The sequence below is a fragment of the Anoxynatronum buryatiense genome (assembly GCF_900182905.1).
GTDB lineage: Bacteria > Bacillota > Clostridia > Peptostreptococcales > Tindalliaceae > Anoxynatronum > Anoxynatronum buryatiense.
On the sequence record NZ_FXUF01000013.1, the window covers coordinates 46,532 to 70,992 of the forward strand.

General features: G+C 48.7%; 22 protein-coding genes. 5 read left to right on the forward strand and 17 right to left on the reverse strand.

What is annotated here, in order from left to right; all coding sequences use genetic code 11:
- Positions 1-376: 376 nt before the first annotated feature.
- The 3 genes from QOL74_RS14360 to QOL74_RS14370 all read right to left on the reverse strand — a co-directional run bounded on the left by QOL74_RS14360 (position 377) and on the right by QOL74_RS14370 (position 4,434).
- The gene (locus QOL74_RS14360) at positions 377-1,756 is read right to left on the reverse strand and encodes a sigma-54 interaction domain-containing protein (RefSeq protein WP_283410187.1); all 1,380 of its coding nucleotides are present in this window, start codon (positions 1,754-1,756) and stop codon (positions 377-379) included.
- Between the two features lie 63 nt (positions 1,757-1,819).
- Positions 1,820-2,422 (reverse strand): indolepyruvate oxidoreductase subunit beta, encoded by a 603-nt coding sequence (locus QOL74_RS14365; RefSeq protein WP_283410188.1) that lies wholly within the window; start codon positions 2,420-2,422, stop codon positions 1,820-1,822.
- The gene (locus tag QOL74_RS14370; protein WP_283410189.1) at positions 2,419-4,434 is read right to left on the reverse strand and encodes a thiamine pyrophosphate-dependent enzyme; all 2,016 of its coding nucleotides are present in this window, start codon (positions 4,432-4,434) and stop codon (positions 2,419-2,421) included. The genes QOL74_RS14365 and QOL74_RS14370 overlap by 4 nt, the downstream gene beginning before the upstream one ends.
- 176 nt (positions 4,435-4,610) lie before the next feature.
- Between QOL74_RS14370 and QOL74_RS14375 the strand changes: the two genes are divergently transcribed.
- The 3 genes from QOL74_RS14375 to QOL74_RS14385 all read left to right on the forward strand — a co-directional run bounded on the left by QOL74_RS14375 (position 4,611) and on the right by QOL74_RS14385 (position 7,382).
- Positions 4,611-5,021, forward strand: coding sequence for a molybdenum cofactor biosynthesis protein MoaE (locus QOL74_RS14375; RefSeq protein WP_283410190.1), 411 nt, complete (start codon positions 4,611-4,613; stop codon positions 5,019-5,021).
- Between the two features lie 27 nt (positions 5,022-5,048).
- On the forward strand, positions 5,049-5,924 hold the full coding sequence (locus QOL74_RS14380) for a MerR family transcriptional regulator (protein WP_283410191.1): 876 nt from the start codon (positions 5,049-5,051) through the stop codon (positions 5,922-5,924).
- Between the two features lie 219 nt (positions 5,925-6,143).
- Positions 6,144-7,382 (forward strand): M28 family peptidase, encoded by a 1,239-nt coding sequence (locus tag QOL74_RS14385; protein ID WP_283410192.1) that lies wholly within the window; start codon positions 6,144-6,146, stop codon positions 7,380-7,382.
- Between the two features lie 294 nt (positions 7,383-7,676).
- Here the strand turns inward: QOL74_RS14385 and QOL74_RS14390 are convergent, their stop codons facing one another.
- Together QOL74_RS14390 and ppsA are read right to left on the reverse strand one after the other, a co-directional pair.
- Positions 7,677-9,011, reverse strand: coding sequence for an MFS transporter (locus QOL74_RS14390; RefSeq protein WP_283410193.1), 1,335 nt, complete (start codon positions 9,009-9,011; stop codon positions 7,677-7,679).
- A 13-nt stretch (positions 9,012-9,024) separates the two neighbouring features.
- Positions 9,025-11,649: a phosphoenolpyruvate synthase gene (gene ppsA / locus QOL74_RS14395; protein WP_283410194.1), complete on the reverse strand. Its 2,625-nt coding sequence runs from the start codon at positions 11,647-11,649 to the stop codon at positions 9,025-9,027.
- A 142-nt stretch (positions 11,650-11,791) separates the two neighbouring features.
- Here ppsA and QOL74_RS14400 point away from each other — a divergent pair, with 142 nt between their 5' ends.
- A complete protein-coding gene (locus tag QOL74_RS14400; RefSeq protein ID WP_283410195.1) occupies positions 11,792-12,364 on the forward strand; it encodes a TetR/AcrR family transcriptional regulator in 573 nt (190 codons plus the stop codon).
- Positions 12,365-12,426: 62 nt separating this feature from the next.
- Complete coding sequence (locus tag QOL74_RS14405) at positions 12,427-13,119, forward strand: M23 family metallopeptidase (protein WP_283410196.1); 693 nt, start codon at positions 12,427-12,429, stop codon at positions 13,117-13,119.
- 407 nt (positions 13,120-13,526) lie between these two features.
- Here QOL74_RS14405 and QOL74_RS14410 read toward each other — a convergent pair whose 3' ends face one another.
- The 12 genes from QOL74_RS14410 to glsA form a co-directional block, all read right to left on the reverse strand.
- Positions 13,527-13,973, reverse strand: a complete 447-nt coding sequence (locus tag QOL74_RS14410; protein ID WP_283410197.1) for a VOC family protein — start codon at positions 13,971-13,973, stop codon at positions 13,527-13,529.
- A 152-nt stretch (positions 13,974-14,125) separates the two neighbouring features.
- On the reverse strand, positions 14,126-14,905 hold the full coding sequence (locus tag QOL74_RS14415) for an alpha/beta fold hydrolase (protein ID WP_283410198.1): 780 nt from the start codon (positions 14,903-14,905) through the stop codon (positions 14,126-14,128).
- A 49-nt stretch (positions 14,906-14,954) separates the two neighbouring features.
- On the reverse strand, positions 14,955-15,437 hold the full coding sequence (locus QOL74_RS14420; protein ID WP_283410199.1) for a hypothetical protein: 483 nt from the start codon (positions 15,435-15,437) through the stop codon (positions 14,955-14,957).
- A gap of 285 nt (positions 15,438-15,722) precedes the next feature.
- A complete protein-coding gene (locus QOL74_RS14425; protein WP_283410200.1) occupies positions 15,723-16,304 on the reverse strand; it encodes a TetR/AcrR family transcriptional regulator in 582 nt (193 codons plus the stop codon).
- A 1-nt stretch (position 16,305) separates the two neighbouring features.
- Entirely contained in the window at positions 16,306-16,728 is a 423-nt protein-coding gene (locus tag QOL74_RS14430; protein WP_283410201.1) for a VOC family protein, read from the reverse strand.
- Between the two features lie 496 nt (positions 16,729-17,224).
- Positions 17,225-17,617: a DUF1801 domain-containing protein gene (locus tag QOL74_RS14435; RefSeq protein ID WP_283410202.1), complete on the reverse strand. Its 393-nt coding sequence runs from the start codon at positions 17,615-17,617 to the stop codon at positions 17,225-17,227.
- Between the two features lie 118 nt (positions 17,618-17,735).
- Positions 17,736-18,161, reverse strand: a complete 426-nt coding sequence (locus QOL74_RS14440; protein ID WP_283410203.1) for an SRPBCC family protein — start codon at positions 18,159-18,161, stop codon at positions 17,736-17,738.
- Between the two features lie 33 nt (positions 18,162-18,194).
- Complete coding sequence (locus QOL74_RS14445) at positions 18,195-18,629, reverse strand: SRPBCC family protein (protein ID WP_283410204.1); 435 nt, start codon at positions 18,627-18,629, stop codon at positions 18,195-18,197.
- Between the two features lie 397 nt (positions 18,630-19,026).
- Complete coding sequence (locus tag QOL74_RS14450; protein ID WP_283410205.1) at positions 19,027-21,663, reverse strand: DNA translocase FtsK; 2,637 nt, start codon at positions 21,661-21,663, stop codon at positions 19,027-19,029.
- Entirely contained in the window at positions 21,660-22,508 is an 849-nt protein-coding gene (locus QOL74_RS14455; protein WP_283410206.1) for a tRNA threonylcarbamoyladenosine dehydratase, read from the reverse strand. Before QOL74_RS14455 ends, QOL74_RS14450 begins: the two co-directional genes overlap by 4 nt.
- A 292-nt stretch (positions 22,509-22,800) precedes the next feature.
- A complete protein-coding gene (locus QOL74_RS14460) occupies positions 22,801-23,250 on the reverse strand; it encodes an RrF2 family transcriptional regulator (protein ID WP_283410207.1) in 450 nt (149 codons plus the stop codon).
- A gap of 233 nt (positions 23,251-23,483) precedes the next feature.
- Positions 23,484-24,401 carry a glutaminase A gene (glsA, locus tag QOL74_RS14465; protein ID WP_283410235.1) on the reverse strand — a complete coding sequence of 306 codons (918 nt, stop codon included), beginning with the start codon at positions 24,399-24,401 and terminating at the stop codon, positions 23,484-23,486.
- Positions 24,402-24,461 lie beyond the last annotated feature (60 nt).

Here is a 24,461-nt window from a genome sequence, read left to right on the forward strand (position 1 = left end):
GGTCAACGCATCTCCCCTTTAACAATTGACCACTTCATCGTAATGCATCCACTGCATGAATGATCTTTTGCATTAATCGTGCCATCATTGATGATTACCTGTCATTTTTATGAATAATTGCACTTATCATGTCATTTCAGGCATTTCAACGCACATCAAACTTGATGCTTGTTTCCTTTGATTTCCGTGAAAAGGGGAAGGGCGTCATTTTATAATGACACCCTTCCCCTCAATTTCTTTCTTTTCCCTGCAAATGCTATCAAAAAGACAGTGTCATTTTTAAATGACACTGTCTTTTTTAAATGACACTGTCTTTTTTAACTGACATTTCGGCTATAGCCACTCCCCTGTCTAAAGGGCGTGGACGCCCAGGGGATTAGTGGGATTTACCACTGATCTTCAGGCGTTTCATTTTTTGATAGAGTACCGGCCGGGCAATCTTCAAAGCCTGGGCTGTGCGGGTTTTGTTCCACTGATGGTCCTTCAGTGTTTGTAGAATCAACGCTCTTTCGGCCTGAAAGCACACTGCTTCAATGGGTGACGGGTGATCTGCAGTTGTTCCGGAAATCCCTGCGTACTGGCAGAACCCCACTTCCAGATGCTCTTGTCGCAGGGTTTCTCCCTCCGCATAAATCATGGTCCGTTCCAGTGTATTTTGAAGTTCTCTCACGTTTCCCGGCCAATGATACTGGCTGAAGAGAGTCAACACTTCAGGCTCCACCCGAGCAACCCGGGTTCCCAGCAGGTTGTTCAGCTGGTTCACAGTGACCTCCACCAGCTCCGGCAGGTCTTCCAGGCGCTCCCGAAGAGCAGGCATATGGACTTCCACCACATTCAGGCGATAGTAAAGGTCTTCACGAAACTGCTGCCGTTCCACCTGTTCGGCCAGATCAGTGTTGGTGGCGGCAATGATGCGCACATCCACTGGAATGGTTTTTTCGCCGCCAATCCGTTCCACCTCCCGTTCCTGAAGCACCCGCAAAAGCTTGGGCTGAAGGGCCAGGGGCATTTGATGCACCTCGTCAATGAACAGGGTTCCCTTATGGGCCAGCTCAAACTTTCCTTTTTTCCCTGTTTTTCGGGCTCCTGTGAAAGACCCTTCGTCATACCCGAAAAGCTCTGAGTCTGCCAGGCTTTCCGGCAGGGTGGAGGCATTGATTTTGATGAACTCCCGCAACTTTCGAAGGCTCAAGTGGTGAATGGCGTGAGCCGCCAGCTCTTTTCCCGTTCCTGTTTCGCCGGTAATGAGCACCGTGGAATTGGTTTTAGCGGCATATTCGATGCGCCGCCTCACCTTCTGCATCAGCTGAGAACTGCCAATGAGGTTCTCCAGTGTATATTTGGTGGTGCGCAGGTGTTTGATTTCTTCTTTATAGTAGTTCACTACCTCTGTCTGAAACACTTTGTAGTTATCCACGAACTCATCCATGGGATCATAAGACTGGAAAAGGTCATATTCCAGCAATCCCACTTTAACACCATTCTTTTTCAGGGGTACGTGCACACTGGCTCCTACCCGGCCATGGATATGGTAAAAGACCACTTCAGATTTTTCCAGCTTCAGCCCTTCCATCATTTTGGTATCTGGAAACACCTGGGTCACGGGCTTGCCAAGTGAAGGCCCCAGCTCTACCCCCAGGTAGTCGGCACACTGCTGGTTCATGTAGATCAGATTACCCTGAAGGTCAATGGCCATGGCACCATAGACATGATCCAGGTAAAAATTGGCTTCTTCTCTGGTAAAGGACAGTTTCATGGGCATTCCTCCTGCAGGCTGCCATTCTTTTTCAGTTGTGCCAATGGCAACGAAACTCTATCTTTACTCCCAGGCCGCCGCCAGTTCCCGGCCACGGCGCCAGGCCTTATGATTCACTTCCCGAAGCTTTTCTGGGTAGGTGTCATCAATGGCCTGGTGCCAGCTTTTTTCACTGATGGGGATCCAGTGGGAAAGGCACCCCACCAGCAGGGTGTTAGCGGCTTTTCCGTTGCCACACTTCATGGCTTCAGCCACGGCGTCCAGTTGGTGGGTCCGGCGAACCGCCTGCATTTTTTCAATGGCTTCAACCGGGTAGGGCTCTTGCTCTTGCTGCACCCGGGTGGGGGCCACCTGGCGGGTGTTCATTAAAAGTCGGCCCTGGGGCTTGATGAGGTGTTGCCACCGGAGGGTTTCCAGAGGTTCCAGTCCAATGAGGTAGTCACCCTCTCCCGGGGGAATGTTGGGGGAATGAATGTGATCGCCAAAGCGAATGGACCCCCACACCATGCCTCCCCGCTGGGAGAGTCCGATGACGTCGTTGCTTTTCAGGTCAAACCCTTCCAAAAAAGCGGCCTGACAAATGAGCTGGGTGGTCATCACCAGCCCCTGGCCCCCAATACCGGCCAGCATCACATTGATGGGTGTTGGGTTGGCGACTGTGGTCATCGGTTTTCCTCCTTTTCAAGGGATTCTGCACCATGGGAGGGTGTGGTTTTCTTGCCTCCGGCGCCTTCAGTACTTTCAAGACTTTCAGCTTCTTTGGCGCCCGCCTTGCTCCCGCTCTTATTCCGGTCCACCGGCCGGCTGATGGCGTTCACCGGGCACACCTGGGCGCAGATGCTGCACCCCACGCACATGGTGGGATCAATGGAAGACTTCAGCTTGTCGTAGCCTTCGTAAGCCTTCATGCGCAGGGGCGGGCAGTTGGTTTTGATGCAGGTGCGGCAGCCAATGCAGATGGCTGGGTCCACCTGATATATGGGATTTTTGATTTTGAAATGTAACGCACAGGGTCGGGTGGTGATGATCACCGACAATCCCGGGGTTTTGATGGCTTTATTGATGGCTTCACTGGCTTCTTTGTAGCGAAACTGGTCCACCACCTGTACATCGGCCACTCCCATGGCTTTTAAAACCTGGGGAATGTCGACAAAGGGCTGGGTATTCGTTTCTGAACGCCCGCCGGTGGCAGCATTGGCCTGACCGCCGGTCATGGCGGTGGTGCCGTTGTCCAGCAGTAAGATAGTGAGATTATCCTCCGGCTCCAACCCCGTGAGGAGGTTCACCATCCCCGGCATGCCTGAATGAAAAAAAGTGCCGTCACCGATGACGGAAACCAGGGGGATGGGGCGTCCAGCCTGGCGATTGGCCTTTAACATCCCCTTGGAGATTCCCAGGGTGGCCCCCATGCTGATGAGGGAGTGAGAGGCTTCAAAGGGAGGAAACAGCCCCATGGAGTAACAGCCGATGTCGTTGTTCACCATCACCTTGCTCTTTTTTAAAATGTCAAAGACTGGCCGGTGAGGGCATCCGGCGCAGAAAAGGGGCGGTCGGGAGGGCACCTGAACTGCTTGCCCGGCAACTTCTTCAGAAACAGCGCCTTCCCTGGCATGGGCATCTTCACTGGAAGCGACACTTTCTGCCAGATTCACTTCTTTCAGATTTGCCGACTGGTACGCGGGTTGTTTCACCAGTCCTGCTTTCATCAGGCCGACCTCAATGGTTTCGGTGTGCAGCTCGCCGGTGAAGGGAAACAGGCTTTTTCCCTCGCAGGCAATACCCATCACCTTCAGCTGGTTTTCGATGAAGGGGGTCAGTTCTTCCACCACAATCACTTTTTCGTATTGTGCTGCCAGGGCTTTCAGCTTTTTTTCCGGCAGAGGGAAGGGCATCCCCAGTTTCAGAATACTCACAGGCTGGTTCAGATTCTCCAGCTCTTTCAAATTGTGATGGGGCAGGCCGCTGGTGATGATGAGGGTGGCCGCACCGGGCGTCTCTTCCAGCTGCATCAGCCCTTCCATCTCCGGCCCTTCTGCCAGCTTTTCCAGCCGCTCTTTCATCTGGTATTGTTTATCGAAAGTGTTGGGAGGGATCATGGCATAATTGGGGACTTCCCGGGGAAAGGGCGTGCCCCTGTGTGTTTCCCGTTCTCCCAACACCACGAGACAGCGCCCGTGGCATACCCGGCTGGTGATCTGCACCATCATTGGCAGATGATAGGCTTCACTGATTTCAAGGGCCATGCGGGTATAGTCCTTAGCCTCCTGACTGTTGGAGGGCACCAGCACCGCCATGTTGGCGAAGCGGGCAAAATTCCGATTATCCTGTTCATTCTGAGAGCTGTTCATTCCCGGATCATCACCGGAAATCAGTACGAACCCGCCCCGGGTGGGTGTCTGGGTAAAGGTCATGAGGGGGTCAGCCGCAATGTTCACCCCCACATGCTTCATGCTGGCCAGTGCCCGAACCCCCGCGAGAGAAGCGCCAATGGCCACCTCCAGGGCAACTTTTTCGTTGGTGGAAAACTCTGATTCAACTTCAGGGAATTGATGCAGACTTTCCAGCACTTCCACGGTGGGAGAACCGGGATAACTGGCCGCCACCAAGCCACCGGCTTCCCAAAAGCCCCGTGCAACGGCCTGATTGCCTGTCATCACTGTTTTTTGGGGACTGCTCATCTTGGATCCCTCCTGATATAATGGTGGTGGTATCTCTTTCCCATAGATACCCAATTAAAGAAGGAGTAACAGAGGAGGTTCCTGAAAAAGAAAAGACGCTGTTAACCGCCATGATCAAAAGTGGATTTCTTTGAAATCATGTGCCACCAACCATGTGAAAAGGAGCGTGTTCACCCATGAACAACACCAGCACGTCCAAGCCGTCCCCCAATATCACCCAGTGGCTCAGTGAAGCCAAGGCCGATCCCCGATCTTCTCAGGTCGGCATGTTTCTGGTTCACAACGGCGTCGTACGGGAAACCCCCAAGGCAAAAGTGCGCCAGGGCATTGATGACGGCACCACCGTACAGGGCATGGACTTTTCTTTCGATGCTGCAAAAGTAGAGGCTGCCATTGCTGAAACCTATGAAATGGCAGGCATTTTTTACATCAGGGCATGGCTTAATGAAGGCCGTCTGACAGTGGGAGACGACATCATGTACGTGCTCATTGGCGGTGACATTCGCCCCCATGTGGTGGATGCCCTCCAGGCACTGGTGGAAAAAATCAAAACCCAGTGTGTCACCGAAATCGAACTGAAGGCCTAACCCAAACGCCGCCGGAGGTGAGCGCTTATGTACCGCACCAGTGACATTGCCCGGAAAACCGGCATTCATCCCAACACGGTTCGGTTTTATGAACGCCTGGGGTTAATTTCTCCTGTCGCCCGCAGCACCAATGGCTACCGGGTTTTTGATGACCGCCATTTGGTGCAGGTAAAGGTGCTTCGCTGCATTTATCTGGACGAATGGCCGGGTGAAGCCATTCGCAAGGCTTCTCTGAAAATCGTTGAAGCTCTGAAGGTCTGGGATCTGGAAACAGCCCGGCGTCATGCCCAGTCGTATCAGGCAACCATTGCCGCAGAAGCGGAAAAAGCCCTCTTGGCTATAGAAATTCTCAGCCAATGGGCGGCTAATTCCGAACTTATTTCTGAAACTGATTGGGTACCCAATGGTGCTTTGACATCTCCCAGTACTTTCACATCCCGGCGAACCACCGGAGAAACCCTCCTGGAATCCTTTTACCCCTTGAAAATGCTTAACTCAGAGGAATTGCCTGCCTCTAAAGACATTCCAAACCCCAGTGACGTTCTAAACCGCAGGGAAGCCGCCGCCCTCATCGGCGTCACCCCGGAGGCCCTGCGCAACTGGGAGCGGAATGACCTGATTCAGGTGCCCCGGCAGGGCCGGCACCAGACCCGGTTTTACCGGCCACGGGAAATTCAGCGTCTCCAGGTGATCTATCTGCTGCGCCAGGCCCGGTTCAGCATGTCTGCCATTCACCGCTGTTTCACGCTGCTGGATGCAGGGCATCCCGAGGAAGCGTTGAACGCGCTGAAGCATCCCCATGCGGAAGCCCTCTGGACAGGCGACCGGTGGCTGGCAGTGCTGGAAATGTTCGCCGCCAAGGCTGATGAGATTGACGACCTTCTCCGATCCATTGGTTGTTAATCATTTCAGCCTCCTGTCTATTTGCCACTTATCGTTTCAGCCACCTGTCTATTTGCTTCCTATCGTTTCAGCCACCCATCTTTTCTGTCAATCATCTTTTCAACCCTCCATTGATACACCACCCCCTTGACAGATGGTAAGATGCCTGTGAAGGATGATCCGCAGACAATGATCAGCAGAGATGATCCTTCCATAAAATCTGATACGGGGGTATTTTACATGGAAGCAAATGTCTCAATGCCATCAAGTCTTGATCGTCATCTGGAAAAACTGGTGGTGGAAATGGGCCACCGGTCGGTGGGCAGCCCGGCCAACCAGAAGGCAGTGGCTTATGCCGCCGACACGCTAAATGCCTTGGGCTGGGAGGTGGCGCTTAACGCCTTTGACTGCATGGACTGGGATGAAGCACCGGTTCGCCTGCAGGTTGGCAGTCACCACTTCACCGCCTATGCCAGCCCCTATTCCCCTCCCTGTAACGTGAGGGTACCGCTGGTGGCGGCTGATTCACTGACCCAGCTTCAGGCTGCTGATCTGGAGCACCGGATTCTCTTCATAAGTGGCGATCTGGCCAAAGAACAGCTGATGCCCAAAAACTTTGTTTTCTACAACCCGGAGGAACACCGGCATCTGATTGCCCTGCTGGAAGAAAAGAATCCTGCCGCCATCATCTGCGCCACAGGCCCGGGAGAAGGGCTCTCCAAGGGACTGAATCCTTACCCGGTTTTTGAAGACGGCGACTTTCACATTCCCTCTGTTTATATGAAAGAAGAAGATGGAGAGCGCCTGCTTCACATCTGGCAGCAGCAGCCCGATGAGGAAATCTTGCTCGCTCACCAAAGCCGGCGCATCCCTTCCACCGGGCATAATCCAGTGGCCCGGAAAATAGGCACCGGCCAGAAAACCGATAGAAAGCGGATCCTCATCTGCGCCCATATCGACGCCAAAAAAACCACCCCCGGCGCCCTGGATAATACCACCGGCGTGGCGGTACTGCTGTCGTTGGCAGAAGCCCTGCAAGATTATCGGGGCCGGGACGATCTGGAAATCATTCCCTTCAACGGCGAAGACTACTACGCTGTCTCCGGGCAAATGAACTACCTGCAGCAAAACGACGGAAAGTTTGATGACATCCGGCTGGTCATCAACATCGACGGTGCCGGCCACGTTGATTCCAGAACAGCCCTTTCTTTCTACAACCTGTCGGAGGATGACATTGGAAAACTCTTGACCACCGCTGGCGGGTTTTCTTCTCTGGAGCAGGGGGAAGCCTGGTATGAAGGAGATCACTCCATTTTTCTCCAGCAGGGCGTTCCCTGCATGACCGCCACCTCCTCCAACCTTCGGGATGGGGTCATGACCATTTCTCACACCAGCCATGATACCCTTGACAAGGTGAATCTGTCGCTGCTGGAAGAATTGGTTGCATTTCTCCGTGATGTGATCATCACCCCGCCATAATCTGAGAGCCCTTCACGTCTAAGCCAGCTCTTGAATAAGTAGAAAGCTGATTTCAATGGGTGATCTTTACAGATCGCCCATTTACTTTCAGCCTCCCCTCATCAAACCGTACGTGAGGTTTTCCCTCATACAGCTTTCCTATACGCTTCATCAAGTGCAGTTACGGCTGTTCCCTAAGCGAGTTTTAGCAGTCTGCCTTCAATCAGTTCTTTGACGGTCTGCCAGTTACTTCATTTGTTCCTGTTGGAACGACATTTATTATAGTGTAGAAGAAACAGTTCCCTGATAGAGCAGTTACGTCTTGCCAGTCATTTCACCGACATGGTTGAGATATAAAAAAATGACCATGATCAATGTCAATAAGATCGTGGTGACCAGCACTGTCCAGTGCATGGCAACCCTCTCCAGAATCAGGCCGAAAAGCAAGGCACCCAGTGGTATGCCACCCCGTGAAATCATACCCACCAGTGAAAAAACCCGGGACATATACTCATTTGGCGTGGCTTGCTGTATGCGGCTCTGCACCGGAATAGAAACAAACATGGCCCCTCCGCTGAAAAGTCCCAGCACCCCTGCCAACAAGATAAAATACAGGAGTGTGTCGTTACCGAGTAGTGTTAAACTGGAGGGAAAGAGCAGTATGGAAAACAGCAACATCGCGCTTAAAAGCAGGGTGCATCCTGCAATCAGGGGATCGGTTACCTTCTCTTTCTTTTCTTTCTTATCTTTCTTATCTTTCTTATCTTTCTTATCTTTCTTATCTTTCTTATCTTTCTTGCCAAATAAGCTGCCTGCCAGAATACTGCCCAGCAGTGCCCCTGCAATGATGACTGTTTGCAAATACCCATAATGTGCATCTGAATAGGCTAAGCTTCCCTTAAAAAACAGTGGCAGCATGACGCTGAACACGGGTTGTATCACAAAATAGATAACCAGCAGAAAATAGCTCAGCTTGCGGATCAGATGATTGTTGACGACAAATTTTATTCCTTCCAGCAGGTCATGCATCATTCCTTTGACACCTTCTGGTGCATTTTGTTGAAGATGGGTGTACCGGATCATCGTCTCACTGATGCCAGACATTAAAAATGAAATGCCATTCACAAAAAACACCATGGTCACGCCCACATGTGCATACAAGGCGGCTCCGATGATTGGGCCGATGAGCACAGATCCGCTCCTGGCAGTGGCGACCCTGGCATTGTACCGGGTCAACTCTCCTTTATCCACCAGCTGGGGCAGCATTCCCCTTGTGGCAGGTTCAAACAGGCCATTGAGTAATGAAATCACGGCCTGCACTGCCAATAAGAGGGGGAGTGTCATCCGGCCCCAATGGGACATTAACCCCAAGCCTGCTATTACTCCCCCACTGACCATGTCTGTGGCAACCATGATTTTTTTTCGGTTTATTCGGTCACCCATCACACCGGCAAATGGATAGACTAAAAGTGCCGGCAGTAGTGATAAGAAGGCAAACAGTCCGATGGTTGATGCTGACCCACCCATGTCAATGATGTAGAGTGGCATGATCATCATTTGGATGCTGGTGCCTGTATCTGAGACAATCCTTCCCCCCAGAAATAAAAGGAAGTTGGTATTAATCGATTTCTTTTCTCCTTTTCCATTCATATGCGTTACCCCATTAGATAATTTCCACATACCCCTCCGTGCCATTGACACGAATTTGCTGTCCGTCGGTGATCAGGGTTGTGGCGTTTTCAACCCCTACCACCCCTGGAATACCGTACTCCCGGGTTACAACGGCTCCGTGGGTCATCAATCCCCCCACCTCTGTGACGATCCCCTTGATAGACACAAACAAGGGTGTCCAGCTGGGATCCGTGAAGGCGGTTACCAAAATGTCACCATCTTCAATCACTGCGTCCTCCAGCTTCAACACTACCCTGGCCCTTCCTTCAACGGTGCCTGAGGAAACGGGCACTCCAACCAGGGCGCCTGCTGGCACATGGTTTGTGTTGTACGTTCCTGAGATCACTTCACCTTCAGAGGTCATCACCCTGGGTGGCGTCATTTTTTCAAATTGCCGGTACGCTTCTTTTCGCTGAGAAATAAGGCCATCATCCAGGGTTTGTGTGCGAACCGCATGGCGAAATTCCTCAAAGGACAGGTGGAAAACATCTTCTGCTTCCTTGATAAGTCCCTTTTCCTGTAACGCCTGGGCCTCTTTCAACAGAGCCCTTTTATACACCTGGAAACGCTTGATGAAAGAGTATTTGGGATACTCCCTGAAACCAATGACATTTCGTAAAACAGCAATCATTCTCCTGGTTCTTTTCGCTTTGCCCTTCCCCCCTGGCAATTGTTCCAATCGGCTTAAAAGTTCCCGCTCCTTCGCCAAGGCTTCCTGGCGTCCCTGCTCATACCTGGCGGTGCCTGAGACTTGCTCAACACTGCTAATGTTGCTGAGAATCATGGGCACGAGCATGGTTGGTTTTTCGCTCCAACGGGTTTTTGTGATGTCAATTTCACCGGGGCAACGCATACCGTATTGATGGAGAAAAATCCTTATTGCTTTTACCACTTCTTCTCCACCATCCACCTTTGACAGGTCTTCAAGAAAAGTTTTTTCTGATGGATGGTGCAGGTAGTCAATCACCTCTGGGTACCGGCGCGCCTGCTCTGCTATCTCTAACAGTGCAAATCCCATTTCTGTGGTCACATTGTTCTTCGCCGATTTGGAAAGCACATCGACTGCGCCTTTTTCGCCCAGCCATTTTTCCATTTTCTTGTTTATCCAGTTTGACACAAATCCTCCAACCACCATCATCTTCATGTTTTCCCGGCCAGTCAGCACAGCTTTAAGGTTTTTTGTGTCCTCCTCAATGAACTCAAACAGGTCATCCCCTGACAAGGTGCTGATCTTCTGCTCCATGTCCTCAATTTGTTTTTCGTTGGACGCGATGAGGGTTTCAACGGCCTTGTCATCATTTTTCAAGTACACCTTGATGGCCGGAAGAATCCAGGACAAGGCGCCCGAGCCTGCGTTAATGGATGTTTTACCCCTGGGAAGGTTTTTGACAAACCCCTTGCGCTGCATCAAATTCTCCAGGGCATTTTTCATCAGAATGTCCGCATTTCCGGTACTGGCGATTAACACTTTTCTGCTAATGGGTGAAGCCAGGTCATAGGTTCCATCGATGAAAAGCCTTCCACCGGCTGGGGTTAGGTTTTGCCCAAACCAGAATGACAACATTTGGCAAAAGGAGATGCCCAGGGGTTTTATGTCTTCTGTCATCATCTGCAGGTGCCCTAAGGAGAAGTAGACGCGGTGCTTTGAATCTTCAGAGGCCGGCAGGGGGTATAAGGTGGTAATGGGCCGGCTTTGAACAATGTAAAACCTTCCCTCAAACAGGCACCATTCAATGTCTTGGGGATGCCCGAAGTATGCCTCAATGTGCCGACCGATTGCTTCCAGCTGTAAGATCTGTTCATCTGTTAAGGTTTGCATCTTTTGCTTATCTTTATCAATCTCACGCGCCACTGTTCCACCCTGGTTCAACGGACTGATTACTTTTTCTTTGATGGAGATATTTTTATCAATAATCCTTCCATCCCGCACTTTGTAATTGTCTGCATTAACGATCCCTGACACCAGGGCTTCTCCCAGGCCAAAGCTGGCGTCAATGGAAAGTACCTTTCGGTTGAATGTGACCGGATCTGCCGTAAACAGAATGCCGGAAGCTTCCGGATAAATCATTTCCTGAACAACCACGGACAACCATACTTTTCGGTGGTCGAATCCGTTTTGCATGCGATATATTACAGCTCTGTCTGTGAAGAGTGAAGCCCAGCATTTCCGAACGTGATGGAGGATGGCGTCGATGCCCATGATGTTCAGGTAGGTGTCCTGCTGCCCGGCAAAGGAAGCCAGGGGCAAGTCTTCAGCAGTTGCGCTGGAACGTATGGCATAGGCTTTATGTTCACCAAGCCTCACAAAAGATGCAGTGATTTCCTGTTTTATTTCTTCGGCCATTTCAAGGTTTTCAATGGTGTTTCGGATTTTTCCACTGATTTCACCAATCTTCCTAATATCCCTGGTTTTCAGTAAAGACAACTGGTCTAACAATGTGCTGAGTGCTTCTTCCTTCATCATTGTCTTTTGATACGCTTCTGTGGTCACACAAAAACCTTCCGGCACCATGATGCCTTCCATGTGAGTGAGTTCCCCTAAATGCAGTCCTTTTCCGCCAACTTCCATTAGTTTCGTATGATCTATCTCATTAAAAGTGAGTACATATGTGTTCATACAAATCCCCTCCAGATAAATATGAAATATTCATCTTGTTTATTTCATATTATACCTTCAAAACCAGGATGTCAATGTATTTATGAGATATATTATTGATATATTTCATATTTTTTGATACACTTAGGGTGAGGTGAATGAGATGAATGGATTTGAACTTCGCAGGGAAAAGAAAAAGAAAGATATCTTGCAGGCTGCTCTCCAGCTTTTTTCAATGCATGGCATCAAAAATGTGAGTATTGCTGAAATCGCCGAGAAAGCCAATGTGTCTCAGGTGAGTATCTATAACTTTTTTGAAAGCAAAGAAAACCTGGCAAGGCAGGCGTTCTTTAAAATGATGGATGACATCATGAGCCATTTGGATGAGTTGGTTGAAAGCGATTTGTCCTTCAGGGAAAAAGTCACTCAGATGCGGTCTGTGTCCATTGAATCTGGTAATCACTTTAACGACATCTTTAACCAGATTGATTTTATCAAGGACCCACAAATTCTGAAATTTCTCGATGAATATGGTAAAAACAGATCCATCCCTTTGTTTATGAAACTCATTGAACAGGGAAAACGAGAAGGGTCTCTGGACAAGAACATTTCCTCTGAATCAGTTTTAATCTACATCAATGCCATCAGTAAAGCCCTTCAATCAAACCTGAGTAAAAAAGTGCGGGGTGATTTAGGCGACTTGTTCTTTTACGGCTTGTTTGGATCGAGTGATTAGTTTATCCATTAGTGACTAGTTTAACCATAACAGATAGGTTAACTTTGCACAGGAGGTATGAGATGTTTATTGAACACGAGCCGATTATTGTACAATTTCCCTTGAGGGGTGAATGGCTCTCTCCCAACACTCCCGGAACAAGAATTCCGAGTCATGGCACCAACAAATTAGGAACAAGGTATGCGTATGACTTCATTCAGGTGGATTGGAACAGAAAGGGCTGGCCTGCCTATCGCGTCAGCTTGCCGCAATATCTTCTATTGGGGGCTCGATTGCATGAATACTATTGTTGGGGCCAAGAGGTATATGCGCCTTGTGATGGAATCATTGTCCAAGCTGAGGATGGTTATGTAGAAAGATCTCGAACGCATTTGCTCACAGATATGATTAATGCATATAAAAATGCACATTTTTTTGACCCGGAAAAAGACGACTTACAAACAGTTGCCGGCAACTACATCATTGTGAAATATGGTGATGATGTGTATGCTGCACTTGTCCATCTACAAACAGGGTCTATTCTGGTATCAGTTGATCAGCGTGTAAAAAAAGGTGACGTTATTGGCAGAGTGGGTCATTCAGGCAATTCTTTCGCACCGCATTTGCATTTTCAGCTTATGGATAGCATTGACATGAACACTGCAAAGGGATTGCCTTGTGCTTTTGAGCAATACGAAGTATTCCAGGCTGGCGAGTGGAAAAAAGTGTTTAATGGTGTTCCTACCGATAAAGATCGGATCAGGTTTGGTATCTAAAACCAACTGAATATACTCGTTCGTAACAGGCATCTATTCAGCCTGAAGAAACAATGCTGAAGCAATCTTCTCTTTAGCTGACAACCGTCTTAGTCATTATTTCCCGGGGTTATCTGCGACAGATTATGGGTAGTACACGACCGCTTTCTATGCCATTTTCGTAGATGGCGCTGGATTAGCTGTTCTTTGAACTTTGGGGTGTTGCTTCTGCGTGTTCGTTTGGTCATGGTTTTCAACTCCTCTAATTTAGGGCACATGCCCTTAACGGTTCTGTCCAATTAAGTACAACCTATCCAGTTTGTCACGTAGAAAAGCTGAACACCTCCATTGATGATGTTCAGCTTAATGTTCATTCTTTTGCTCAAATGCTTTCATGCTAAGGTTTAGATATTATTTCTTTTTTTTACTCATCCGGTTTTTTCGGCTAATCCGATAAGAAGTCCTTCCACTCCACGAATGTAGCAAAGCCGATAAGTGTTCTCATAATTAACCACTTCTCCAACGACTTCCGCACCATGTTTCGCAAGCCTGGATAGCAGTTCGTCAAGATTGTCAACCCTAAACATGATGCGGAGATATCCAAGCGAGTTCACTGGTGCAGTCCTGTGGTCTGCTATTGTATGCGGGGTGATAAATCGTGAAAGTTCAAGTCGGCTGTGTCCGTCAGGTGTCACCATCATTGCAATCTCTACCGACTGATTTTCAAGCCCTGTTACTCGTCCCGCCCATTCTCCTTCAACCATCGCTCGTCCTTCAAGTTTCAGTCCTATTTCAGTGAAAAAAGAAATGGCATTGTCAAGGGATTCAACAACAATACCGACATTGTTCATTTCCATTAATTTACTTTTTGTCATTGTTTATCTCCTTATGAAATTTTATTTTATCAAGGAAAGTATGGAACAACCCATCCACCAACGCCATTATGGCCGATTGTTACCCTCTCGAGTGTATTTTAGAGCGCCCTTTAATGATGCAAGTGCATTATATGGTTCTTGTTGATGATTTACTACGCAAAATATGTTGTGAATATTGGGAGCAATGCTCTTGCATCAACCATATGATCTTGTCCTTTAAGAAGTGTGAACTCTGCGTTTGGGATAGCTTCTGCAACTTTACTGTTTACTTCACGCATTCCTGCAGGACTTTTTTCACCGGTAATAATAAATACGGGAATGTTAATTTGTGCCACTTTTTCTATTGGAGGATAGTCCTTCGCAATAAAAATATCATAAGCTAGTGTGGGAGCAAGTTCTTTCATCGTTTTCCAACCGGGGAAAAGCGGTAAAAGAAGGCTGAATGCTTTAGGCATACCTATTCCATGTAAAAATGCTTTTATTGCTGCTGAGTGTTCTTTATTTTCCAGTAATGCTTCTATACGAAGTCCTAATCTCCTAAATTCGTCCGCTTCCTCATCGTCATGCACATACGGCAGATCGTAGAGTATCACTTTAAGCACTTTATGCTTTAATCGCATTGCTGCTTCAAGTGCCAAAATAGCTCCTGATGAGTGCCCGTATAGATAAGCTTGTCCACCGGCTGCATCGATCATAGCTTCGATGTCTTCAATTTCTCGCTCAGATGAATAGGGTAACGTGTTTCCACTGTCTCCTCTACCTCTTCTGTCGTAGCTATACACTGTAAACTTTGAAGCAAATACTTTTACATCCTTTTCAATCGGTTTAAATTTCCGAAAACAGGTTGCTCCAGTAATATAAATAAGCGGCGATCCGCTGCCTTCAACATCGTACGCAAGTTTTGTACCGTCTTTAGATGTTGTTATTCTCATGCTTATCGTTCCCTTCTTGAACGCACTCGTGGCGAATTGGAACTTGTCATTAGTGCTTAACCTCACCGGCTATATCTATTTTTTTACCCGATATCGCAACTGCGCAAGCTTCCCTTTTGCATGAATTTTCCAATCTTACCATACATTTCACATCACTATCATCGATATACCATTCAACACAATAACCATCGGGATCAATGTCCTGGAAAGAGATCAATTGTTTGAAAGCTGCACCGATTGATTCTATGTCGTTCATATAATCCGAAACCGTAATGCATCGATAGCTGCCTTTTTTAATGATCATTGTTTGGCATTTGATGTCTTTTTCGTGATCTGTCGCCATTACCTCTGCAGCTGCTTTATATCCAATGATGCCCTTTTCAGGACGAGACAAGCCAAAGTATCTTCTCTCATTCGAAAAAGGGATGATGGCGTGAAGGGTTTCATGTGCCTCCAACACATGCTCCGGGAAGGATGTTGCTTCAACATAATACACCGTTATATCATTTTCTACGTTAATCACTTCCATCACTTTGATGCACCTCCTCTCTGCCACTGTGATACTCTTTGTTATTTTATTTTATCATTGTGTTTCCTTGTACACTTCTTATGGATTGCGGTCTTAGCGCCTTAATGCCAGGAAATCTTGTGTGAGCCAAGAAGGTGGAGCTTATGTTAATTCCAATAGAAAAAAGGACCGGATTTGACCAGTCCCCTCATGGTAACAACAAACACTGATTCCTCCAGAAAAATCGTTTAAGTTGCATTCTGAGTTGCTTTAAACCTCCTGAATCGATCAGATTATGAACCATCATGATCATTTCTTAAATGCGCGTAGAATGTGTTCAATAATGACCTCCGCTTCGTGAGTGGCAGTTTCAACATCCTTGCTCTTCCCTATCCACATAACCGCTTCATTCATGGAGCCGGATAGGATTGAGGTTAATCCATCAATGGAGACATCCTTCAATTCTCCCATCTCAACCATATACGTGAGGTGCTCTTTTAAGTGTTTCTCTGAATGTTCATCGTCAATTTCTTCCCACATACTCCACCCCAGTACTGTGGGTGCATCTACTATGAGTATTCTGCGATACTCATCATTTAACATCGTTTGGATGAAGGCCATCGAACCACTGATTAACGCCTGCCAGGGATCTTTTTGAAGAATGGCTTTTTTCTCGACTTCTTTCGCCACCTTGTTCTGCAGTTCTTCCACAACAGCCTGAAACAACCCCTTCTTGCTTTTAAAGTGATGGTATAGTGAGCCTCTGGTTAAACCTGTCTGTTGAACGATTTCTTCCAGAGATACATTTGCATACCCTTTCTGGGAGAATTCTTTGCAAGCCACCTCAATTATTTTGGTTTTGCTCAACTCAGATTGCTCTTTGTTTTTCATGTTAAGCCTCCATTTGATACATTTTCATAAATTCCTCTGATGGTGGAATGTTTTCGATTACATCAATGAGAATATCTGCCGGGTCTTTTATGATGAAATGTCTTTGTCCAAAGTCTTCATCCTTTATGCCTTTAACCACTTCCACGCCGTTGCTATTCGTCAGTTTTTCATACAGTACCGTGGCATCATCAACTTCAATATTAATCAGGAAACCCCCAGCCATTTTTCGGTATACTTCCGGTATTGTTTCATGCTGATGATCAAGAACAGCCAGTTCAAACTGTTTTTCATCCTGCTTTAACACAAGACTGATGTACCAGTCTGACTCAAAGGTCGTTTTAAATTTGAAAATTGAGGTATAGAATTCTGCCACTTCTTTAACTTTATCTGTCATGATCACAGGATACACACTGCTAAGCTTCATATCAAATCACTCTCCTTTTTCAGATTGTAACATACATACTGTATGTATGTCAATCAATGGGTATATCGATATCTGTCATGGTTGTTCATCAAATATGGGGTTGCGCCCTTTCGACTTAGATTTTGCACATAAAAAAAGAGATAAAAGGAATTCTTTATCTCACAGACTGTAGGCAAAATATGATGAAGACAAGGAATTTGGTAAAGGGCAGCCTTAGAAATCTTGTCAGTGTTTTTTCGAAAAGGGGAGAAAACCGCCAGCGCCTGCTGTTTGAGCGCAGCGAGTTCAGGCGCTGTTTCGAGACTTTCGACTAAAAACACACGAGATTGGAATCAGCCGCTCTGGCCAAAGCCCTTTGTCTTCAACCTCAGAGATAAAGAGGGCTCTTTATCTCAATGAATTGTTTGCACAATTTCCTCAGCTGTCATTATTTATATGGCAGTTCCCTCTGCCCACTCCTTGATTCGCTCTAAGGCCTTGGATAATCTGCTTTCAATTATTTCAGTCTTTCCAACACCCCTTTCCGCTTGACTAAGTGTTTATAGTCCCACTGTATGTCTCGTGATTTTTCCAGCCATCGATGCAGATCGCCGGTGTTAATTTGATCTGCTGAAGTATGTAGGATAGATGCATCTTTGAATTTTCCGGTACCTGGTTTTAGCTGCTCTTCCTCAAAGCCCAGTCCGCTCCAAAAAAACAGGCGGATGCCGGCTTTTAACTTACTATATCCTACTATGGGGTTGCCATCTATAAACCAGACAGGATGGGCATGCCAGATCTTGTTTGCTGCCTCTGGCAGACTGTGATCAATTTCCTTGGCCAATACCTCACAAATTTCTCTTTCCTGAGGTGTTTGTGCATCGTTATATGCTTGAATGTCTTTGTTCATATCCTTCACCCTTCTCAAGTATTAATGATTATGAAGAAAATAAGCTGAACACCTCCATTGATAAAGAAATGTCTGTGTTTGATGGTTCATCTGGTGTAGTCTGTATCTCAATTCATGGTTATACAATACCTTCTGCGTACTTTTTAAAATTGTCTAAAATGGCCTGCCATCCCTGTTGTTGCAGTTCAATAGAATTTTCGCTTTCTGCCTCAAAGGTTTCAATAATTTCCGTTGTATTATCACAACTTACAAATGTCACTTCAACTTTCCTGCTATCATCTAAGGTAAATACAATGTTCTTCTGGGTTTGCACCTCATCATAGGTGCCAGAGAAATTAAAACCGAAACTTCCGTCCTTCGCTTCCATTCTAGAAAGAAATTTTCCACCAACAATTAATTCATTCTCAGCGCGGATCGTATGCCAGTCATCCGATGCATGGTTCCATTTTGTGATGTGTTCGGGTTTTGTCCAAGCATCCCACACTTTTTCGACAGGAACGTTTACCGTTGTCTTAACTGTGATTTTTGTTTTCGTCTCCTTCATCAATTATTTCCTCCTTCTTCAGTTGATCAATGCCTAAAACGTGCGTTTCTGGTAGGGGAGGCCTTCCCCTTCCTCGCAATACATTTTCAGACTGTAGAGAAAAATGCCCCAGTTATAATTGCAAAATCGGTAAAAAGGCGTTACTTCTCTCCAGTTTTTTTGCTTCATTGTAACATATGATTTGTCGCCTTTCTCTTCAATTTCAAATGAAATCACTGTATCGATCCATTCCGGATCAGCCTCTATGCAGTGCCATACGATTTTCTTATTTGGCACCAGTTCATCTATTCGCATCTTGGTTGTGTCATCTTTGCCAAATAGAAATACGCTCACAGAGCCAATCTCATTATTAACACTGAGTTCATCTGTCCAAACTTCTGAAAGACCTTTTGTGGTCGTTAGCGCTTCATACACTTTTGACGCTGGCATATTTATTATCTGTAAATGCTCAATATGAAAGATTATCATCACCTCCCATTGTATAACTCGAGTATAAGAGCCATTTTGGTTGAACGATATCCTCTATTATCAGTTCTGAATATCCAGTCTTTACCTGTGTTCAGATTATCTCACCCTTCTATCACTTTGATGCACCTTGTTTCTGCCAATGTGATACTCTTTGTGATTCTATTTTATCATTGTGTTTCCTTGTACACTTCTTATGGATTGCGGTCTTAGCGCCTTAATGCCGGGAAATCTTGTGTGAGCCAAGAAGGTGGAGCTTATGTTAATTCCAATAGAAAAGAGGACCGGATTTGACCGGTCCCCGAGTTCATGGTAACAACAAAAGCTGATTCCTCCAGAAGATTCGTTTGAGTTAGATTCTGAGTTGCTTTAAACCTCCTGCATCGATCAGCGTTTCACATCAGGTGGTTATGGGAATGTCTGTATTGTCCTGTTGATCATCACTTGAAGTGCCTTCCTGCGGCGATACTCTGCCCGTGGCTGAAATCACCTTGCGGGGTTTGGTGCCTTCACTGGGGCCCACGTAACCCTTTTCTTCCATTTCATCAATGAGCCGGGCGGCCCGGTTGAAGCCCATGCGCAGCTTTCGCTGGAGCATGGAGATGGAAATCTGCTGCTGTTCGAAGGCCAGCCGCAGTGCCTGTTCAAAAACTTCCTCCGACTCTGTTTCGTTTTCTTCCTCCGGTTCCATGGCGGCGGTGCGCATTTCTTCCTGAAGGGCTTCCTCCAGCTGGTTTTCGCTGTCGAACTGGCGCAGGTGATTGACGGTATCCATCACCTCATCGTCGGTGAGGAAGGCTCCCTGCACCCGCATGGGCTGGCTGGCTCCTGTGGGGTAAAAAAGCATGTCGCCCCGGCCCAGAAGCTTCTCAGCCCCGGCCATGTCCAGAATGGTACGGGAGTCAATTTGGGAGGCCACGGAGAAGGCGATCCGGGAGGGGATGTTGGCCTTGATAAGGCCGGTGATCACATCCACCGAGGGCCGCTGGGTGGCAATCACCAGGTGAATGCCGGCGGCCCGGGCCATCTGGGCCAGGCGACAGATGGAATCCTCCACCTCCCGGGCGGCCACCATCATTAAATCTGCCAGCTCGTCGATGATGATCACCATCCAGTACATGGGATCCTCCGGCGTCTTGTTGTTGTAACCGGCGATGTCCCGCACCCCTTTTTCGGCGAAGGCCTGGTAGCGGCCTTCCATTTCTTTCACGGCCCATTTCAGGGCGGCAGTGGCTTTTTTCGGGTCAGACACCACAGGGGCCATCAGATGTGGAATCCCGTTGTATCGATTCAGCTCAACCACTTTGGGATCAATGAGAAGCAGTTTCACCTGGTCGGGGTGGGCACTGTAGAGAATGCTGAGAATCAGGGTGTTGATGCACACACTTTTCCCCGAGCCGGTGGCGCCGGCAATGAGCAGGTGGGGTGCCTTGGCGAGGTCAAATACCACTGGTTCACCGGCAATGTTTTTCCCCAGGGCAAAGGGCAGGGGAGAAAGAAACTGATGATATAGAGGAGATTCCACCATCTCACGGAAGGAGACCATGGCGGTTTCCTCATTGGGCAGTTCAATGCCAATGGCGGCTTTGCCGGGAATGGGGGCTTCGATGCGAATGGTGCGGGCCGCCATGTTCAGGGCGATATCGTCGCTGAGGCCGGTGATTTTGCTCACCTTTACCCCCCGTTCCGGCTGAAGTTCAAACCGGGTGATGGCCGGTCCCCGGGTCACATGGTTCACTTTGGCTTTCACGCCGAAGCTCTCCAGGGTTTCTTCCAGCAAAATAGCCTGTTCCAGCAGGGCTTCTTCGTCGGTTTCGGGGGCGGTTTCTTCCGACCGTTGCAGCAGATACAGGGGGGGCTGGCGGTAGGGCCGGGGAGGCTGAGCGTCACTTTCAATGATCTGTTGCCTCAAGTTGCCTGCCGCCTGCACCGGCACAGGCACAGGGATTTCCCGTGACAGTGGTGCTTTCTGGGAAGGTTGCTGAGCGGCTGATTGAGCGGATGGCTGGGTGGCCTGCCGGGGTTCCTTATCAGCAGGATTCATCGGTTCAGCAACATCATCCTTTGAAGAATCTGGTGAAGAATCTGGTGCTGAAGCCTGCTGGTGTGCCGGTTTGAAGCTGGTTTTCCCTGAGAAGGTTATGGTTTGCTGAAGCAGTTTCTCCGGTGAGGCCGGCTCATCGGAGAAAGATTCCTTTTCAGGGGAGATCGTGCTTTCATTATCAACCTTTTCAGTGCCGGTTTTTTCTTTGATACCCTTCTCTTCAAAAGAGACTTCTTCTCCGGCAAAAGGATGTTCTTTTTCCTCAGGTGCTTCCTTTGCCGGCTGGGTGGTTTGCGGCTGCTGGGATTCATATTTTTCGGGATACAGCACTTTCAGTTCTTGATGAATATGCCGCTCCCGGGCTTCCCGGGCCAGTTGTTCCCGTTTTTCAGCCTCCATTTGTTTTCGGCTTTCTTCAATACGGGCGTTCAGCTGACGCAAATGTGCCTGCCAGGATTCTTCAGATGTGGTTGCATCTCTGGTGTTTGAACCAGTTGCCCCACTCTGTTCTTCTGATGACTGCTGCCGTTCTGTCTCCGGGTCATAGGCTGGCAGGGGGCGGGGAGCTGTGTCGAAGGGCAGGGAGATTTCCCGCCGTGAACTGCTGGTGCCCCTGGGTCTTTCTTCCGTTGCGAAGGGAGAATCCGGCATCAGTGGGTTGGTGGATTGGCATGTGGATTGGCTTAAGGATTGGCTTCGGGCAGCACCCTGGTTTTGAGAACGAACAGCCGACCTGTTTGTAGGCCGCAGCTGCCGCCGCTTCAGGGAAGCTTGGCGCCGTCGCAGGCTGCCTATTAACCGCACTGCTGCCAGAAACAGCACCAGGTTGATGAGCAGGGGCAGCCAGAACCCGGATAAACGCCAGAAAATCAGCCCTGCCAGCAGGGCGTATCCCAGCCAGATGGGCAGGGGAGAAAACTGGGGGCTTCGCTTTTTCACGGAAGTGTTGCGGGAGGATGGTCGGCCAGTGGAGGGGGTGCGGTTGTTTGTCATGAGGCGATCAAATCCTTTATCACTTCTCCGGCCAGTATCAGTCCGGCCACTGAGGGCACGAAGGACACACTGCCGGGAATGGCCCTGCGGGTGGTACAGGTACGGGAAGTACCCCCGGGGCAGACGCAGCTACTGTGGCAACTGTTGGTTTCTTCTGAAATGGGTGTCAGGGGTTCTTCCTGAGAATACACCACCTTCAGGGCAGCCACGCCCCGGCGGCGGAGTTCTTTACGCATCACTTTGGCCAGGGGACAATTGACGGTTTCATAGATATCGGCCACTTCAAAGCGGGTGGGGTCCAGCTTATTGCCGGCTCCCATGGCACTGATCACGGGAATGCCTGCCGCCTGGGCTTTCACCACCAGGTCAAGCTTGGCAGAAACGGTGTCAATGGCATCAATAATGTAATCAATTTGCTGGCCCGGTGTCTGGTGAAACGCCAGCACCTCTTCCCAGGTGAGGCCGTTTTCAACGGGCGGCAGGCTTGGTTTCATGGCCAGGCTGTCGGCAGGTTTCTGGGTTTCTGCCGGTTTCGCCGCCAGATAAAACCGCTGAAAGACCGCTACCGACGCATTCGGGTTAATCTCCAGAATGCGCTCCCGCATCACTTCCACCTTGGGTTTGCCGATGGTTTTTCGGGTGGCGTGAATTTGCCGGTTCAGGTTGGTGAGGCACACCTGATCGTCGTCCACCAGCATGAACTTCCCCACTCCGGAACGCACCAGGCCTTCCACAGCAAAGGTTCCCACACCACCGATGCCAAAAATGGCCACCCGGCTGTTTTTTAAGCGTTCAAGCCCCTGTTTTCCCAGGAGCATTTCTGTTCTTGAAAACGCATGCAGCATTCATTCACTTCCTCTTTCGCAATTTCCATGGGCGTCTTCTCCATGATGCAGATGCTCAGACAACTAATTCAGGTCATTCGATGTCTGAAACAAGTGATATCTGAAACAGGTGATGTCTTAAACAAGTAATGTCTTAACCGGGTAATAAAACGTTTATTTCAGGTAATCAGGTGTCTAATAGACGAAGACGTTCCACTGAAAGAAATGTTTCATTTATAACCCTTTGGTTTAACTCTTTGGTATCACCCTTAGGCCCTTCTGTCGCCAATTCTATCATCTGACGTCAATTCTATCAAATGTAGAACATGGGGCTGTTGTCGGCTTCTTTCCGGCGGGCTTCTTCTGCCAGGTCTGCCAGGGTGACCTGTTCAAGGATACCGGCAACGGCTTCATCAATGGGCTGCCACAGAGATTCCCGAATCACCTGTTCAATGGTGTTTCCCGGATTTTCCTCCTCTTTACCAAGTTCCTGCATAATGGCATGGGTACCTTCAACAGCCTGCAGCACCCGGCTGATGGTCATTCTTTCCGGTGGTTCTGCCAGGGTATATCCGCCCCGGGGGCCTTTGATGCTTTTCACAATGCCGCCTTTGCGCAGCGCAGAGAAAACATGCTCCAAATATTGCACCGAAATGGCCTGTCGTCCGGCAATGCTCACCAGGGGCACCTGTTCGCCATTGGCATGCAGCACCAGGTCTACCAGTGCCCGAAGTCCATAACGGCCTTTTGTTGAAAGTTTCATGGTACTTCGCTCCTTTAGCATTTTCACCTTTATCTGATGAATCCTTTGATTTTCTGTTGATTCCCTTGATTCATGCTGGCTATTTTGTTGGCAACGGCTGATGCCTGCGCTTCCATGCCTGGTTATTGCCATGGATGACCATTACAAATATACCTTTACCAGGCGCTCCTGTCAATGAAGAAAAACCCCTGATCTTAAGGAATTCAAGGCCTTAAGCGCTCAGAGGTTCAGGATTAAAAGATATTAAGGTCCCAGTCCCGGGACAGACTTTGAAGCAGCTTCCATCCTCCCAGGCTGTTGCCTTTGGGGTCAAGGGCCGGTCCCATGACACCGATCCCCATTTTTCTGGGAGAAACAGCCATAATGCCGCCGCCCACACCGCTTTTTCCCGGCATCCCCACATCAACGGCAAATTCACCGGAACCGTCGTACATGCCGCAGGTGGTCATCACCGCCTTGACAATACGGGCGGTTTTGGCATCAAAGAGGGTCTTTCCCGTGACAGGAGAACGGCCGTCGCAGGCCAGCACCGCTGCCATGACGGCAATATCCTCACAGGTAACCTCCACCGAACAGAGTTTGAAATAGGCATCCAACAGTTCATCCACGTTCCCCTGAATGATCCCTGTGCTTTTCATATAGAAGGCCAGGGCCCGGTTCCGATCGCCGGTGCGTTTTTCCGACTGGTAAACGGCTTCATTCACCTGCAGTGTTTCCCGGCCCGTCATGGCTTGCATCATTGCCAGAATGCGCCGGTATTTGGTTTCCATGGTATCACCCTTCACCAATGCAATGCTGGCAATGGCACCGGAGTTGATCATGGCGTTGAGGGGCCGGTGCTCGTTCTTTGTTTCCAGGTTCACAATGGAGTTGAAACCGTCTGCCGTGGGTGCCACGCTGATGGTCTTGGTCAGCGTTTCATAATCGTTGTCCAGCAACACACAAACAAAGGTTACCACTTTGGAAATACTCTGTATGGTGAAGGGTGTCTGCCAGTCGCCTGCCTGCCATCGGCTGCCGTCGGCTTCACATACGCTGATTCCCAGCAGGTCTGGTTGCTGCTTCCCCAATTCAGGAATGTACGTAGCCACATTCCCCTGGCCTGTCCAGTGGCGGTGGGTGTGTATCAGGTCTTCCAGATGTTGCTGCATTTCCGCCCTGTCAGGCCGGTGGTCCTTTTCCATCTTCACATGTCCCCTCTCCCTTGATCA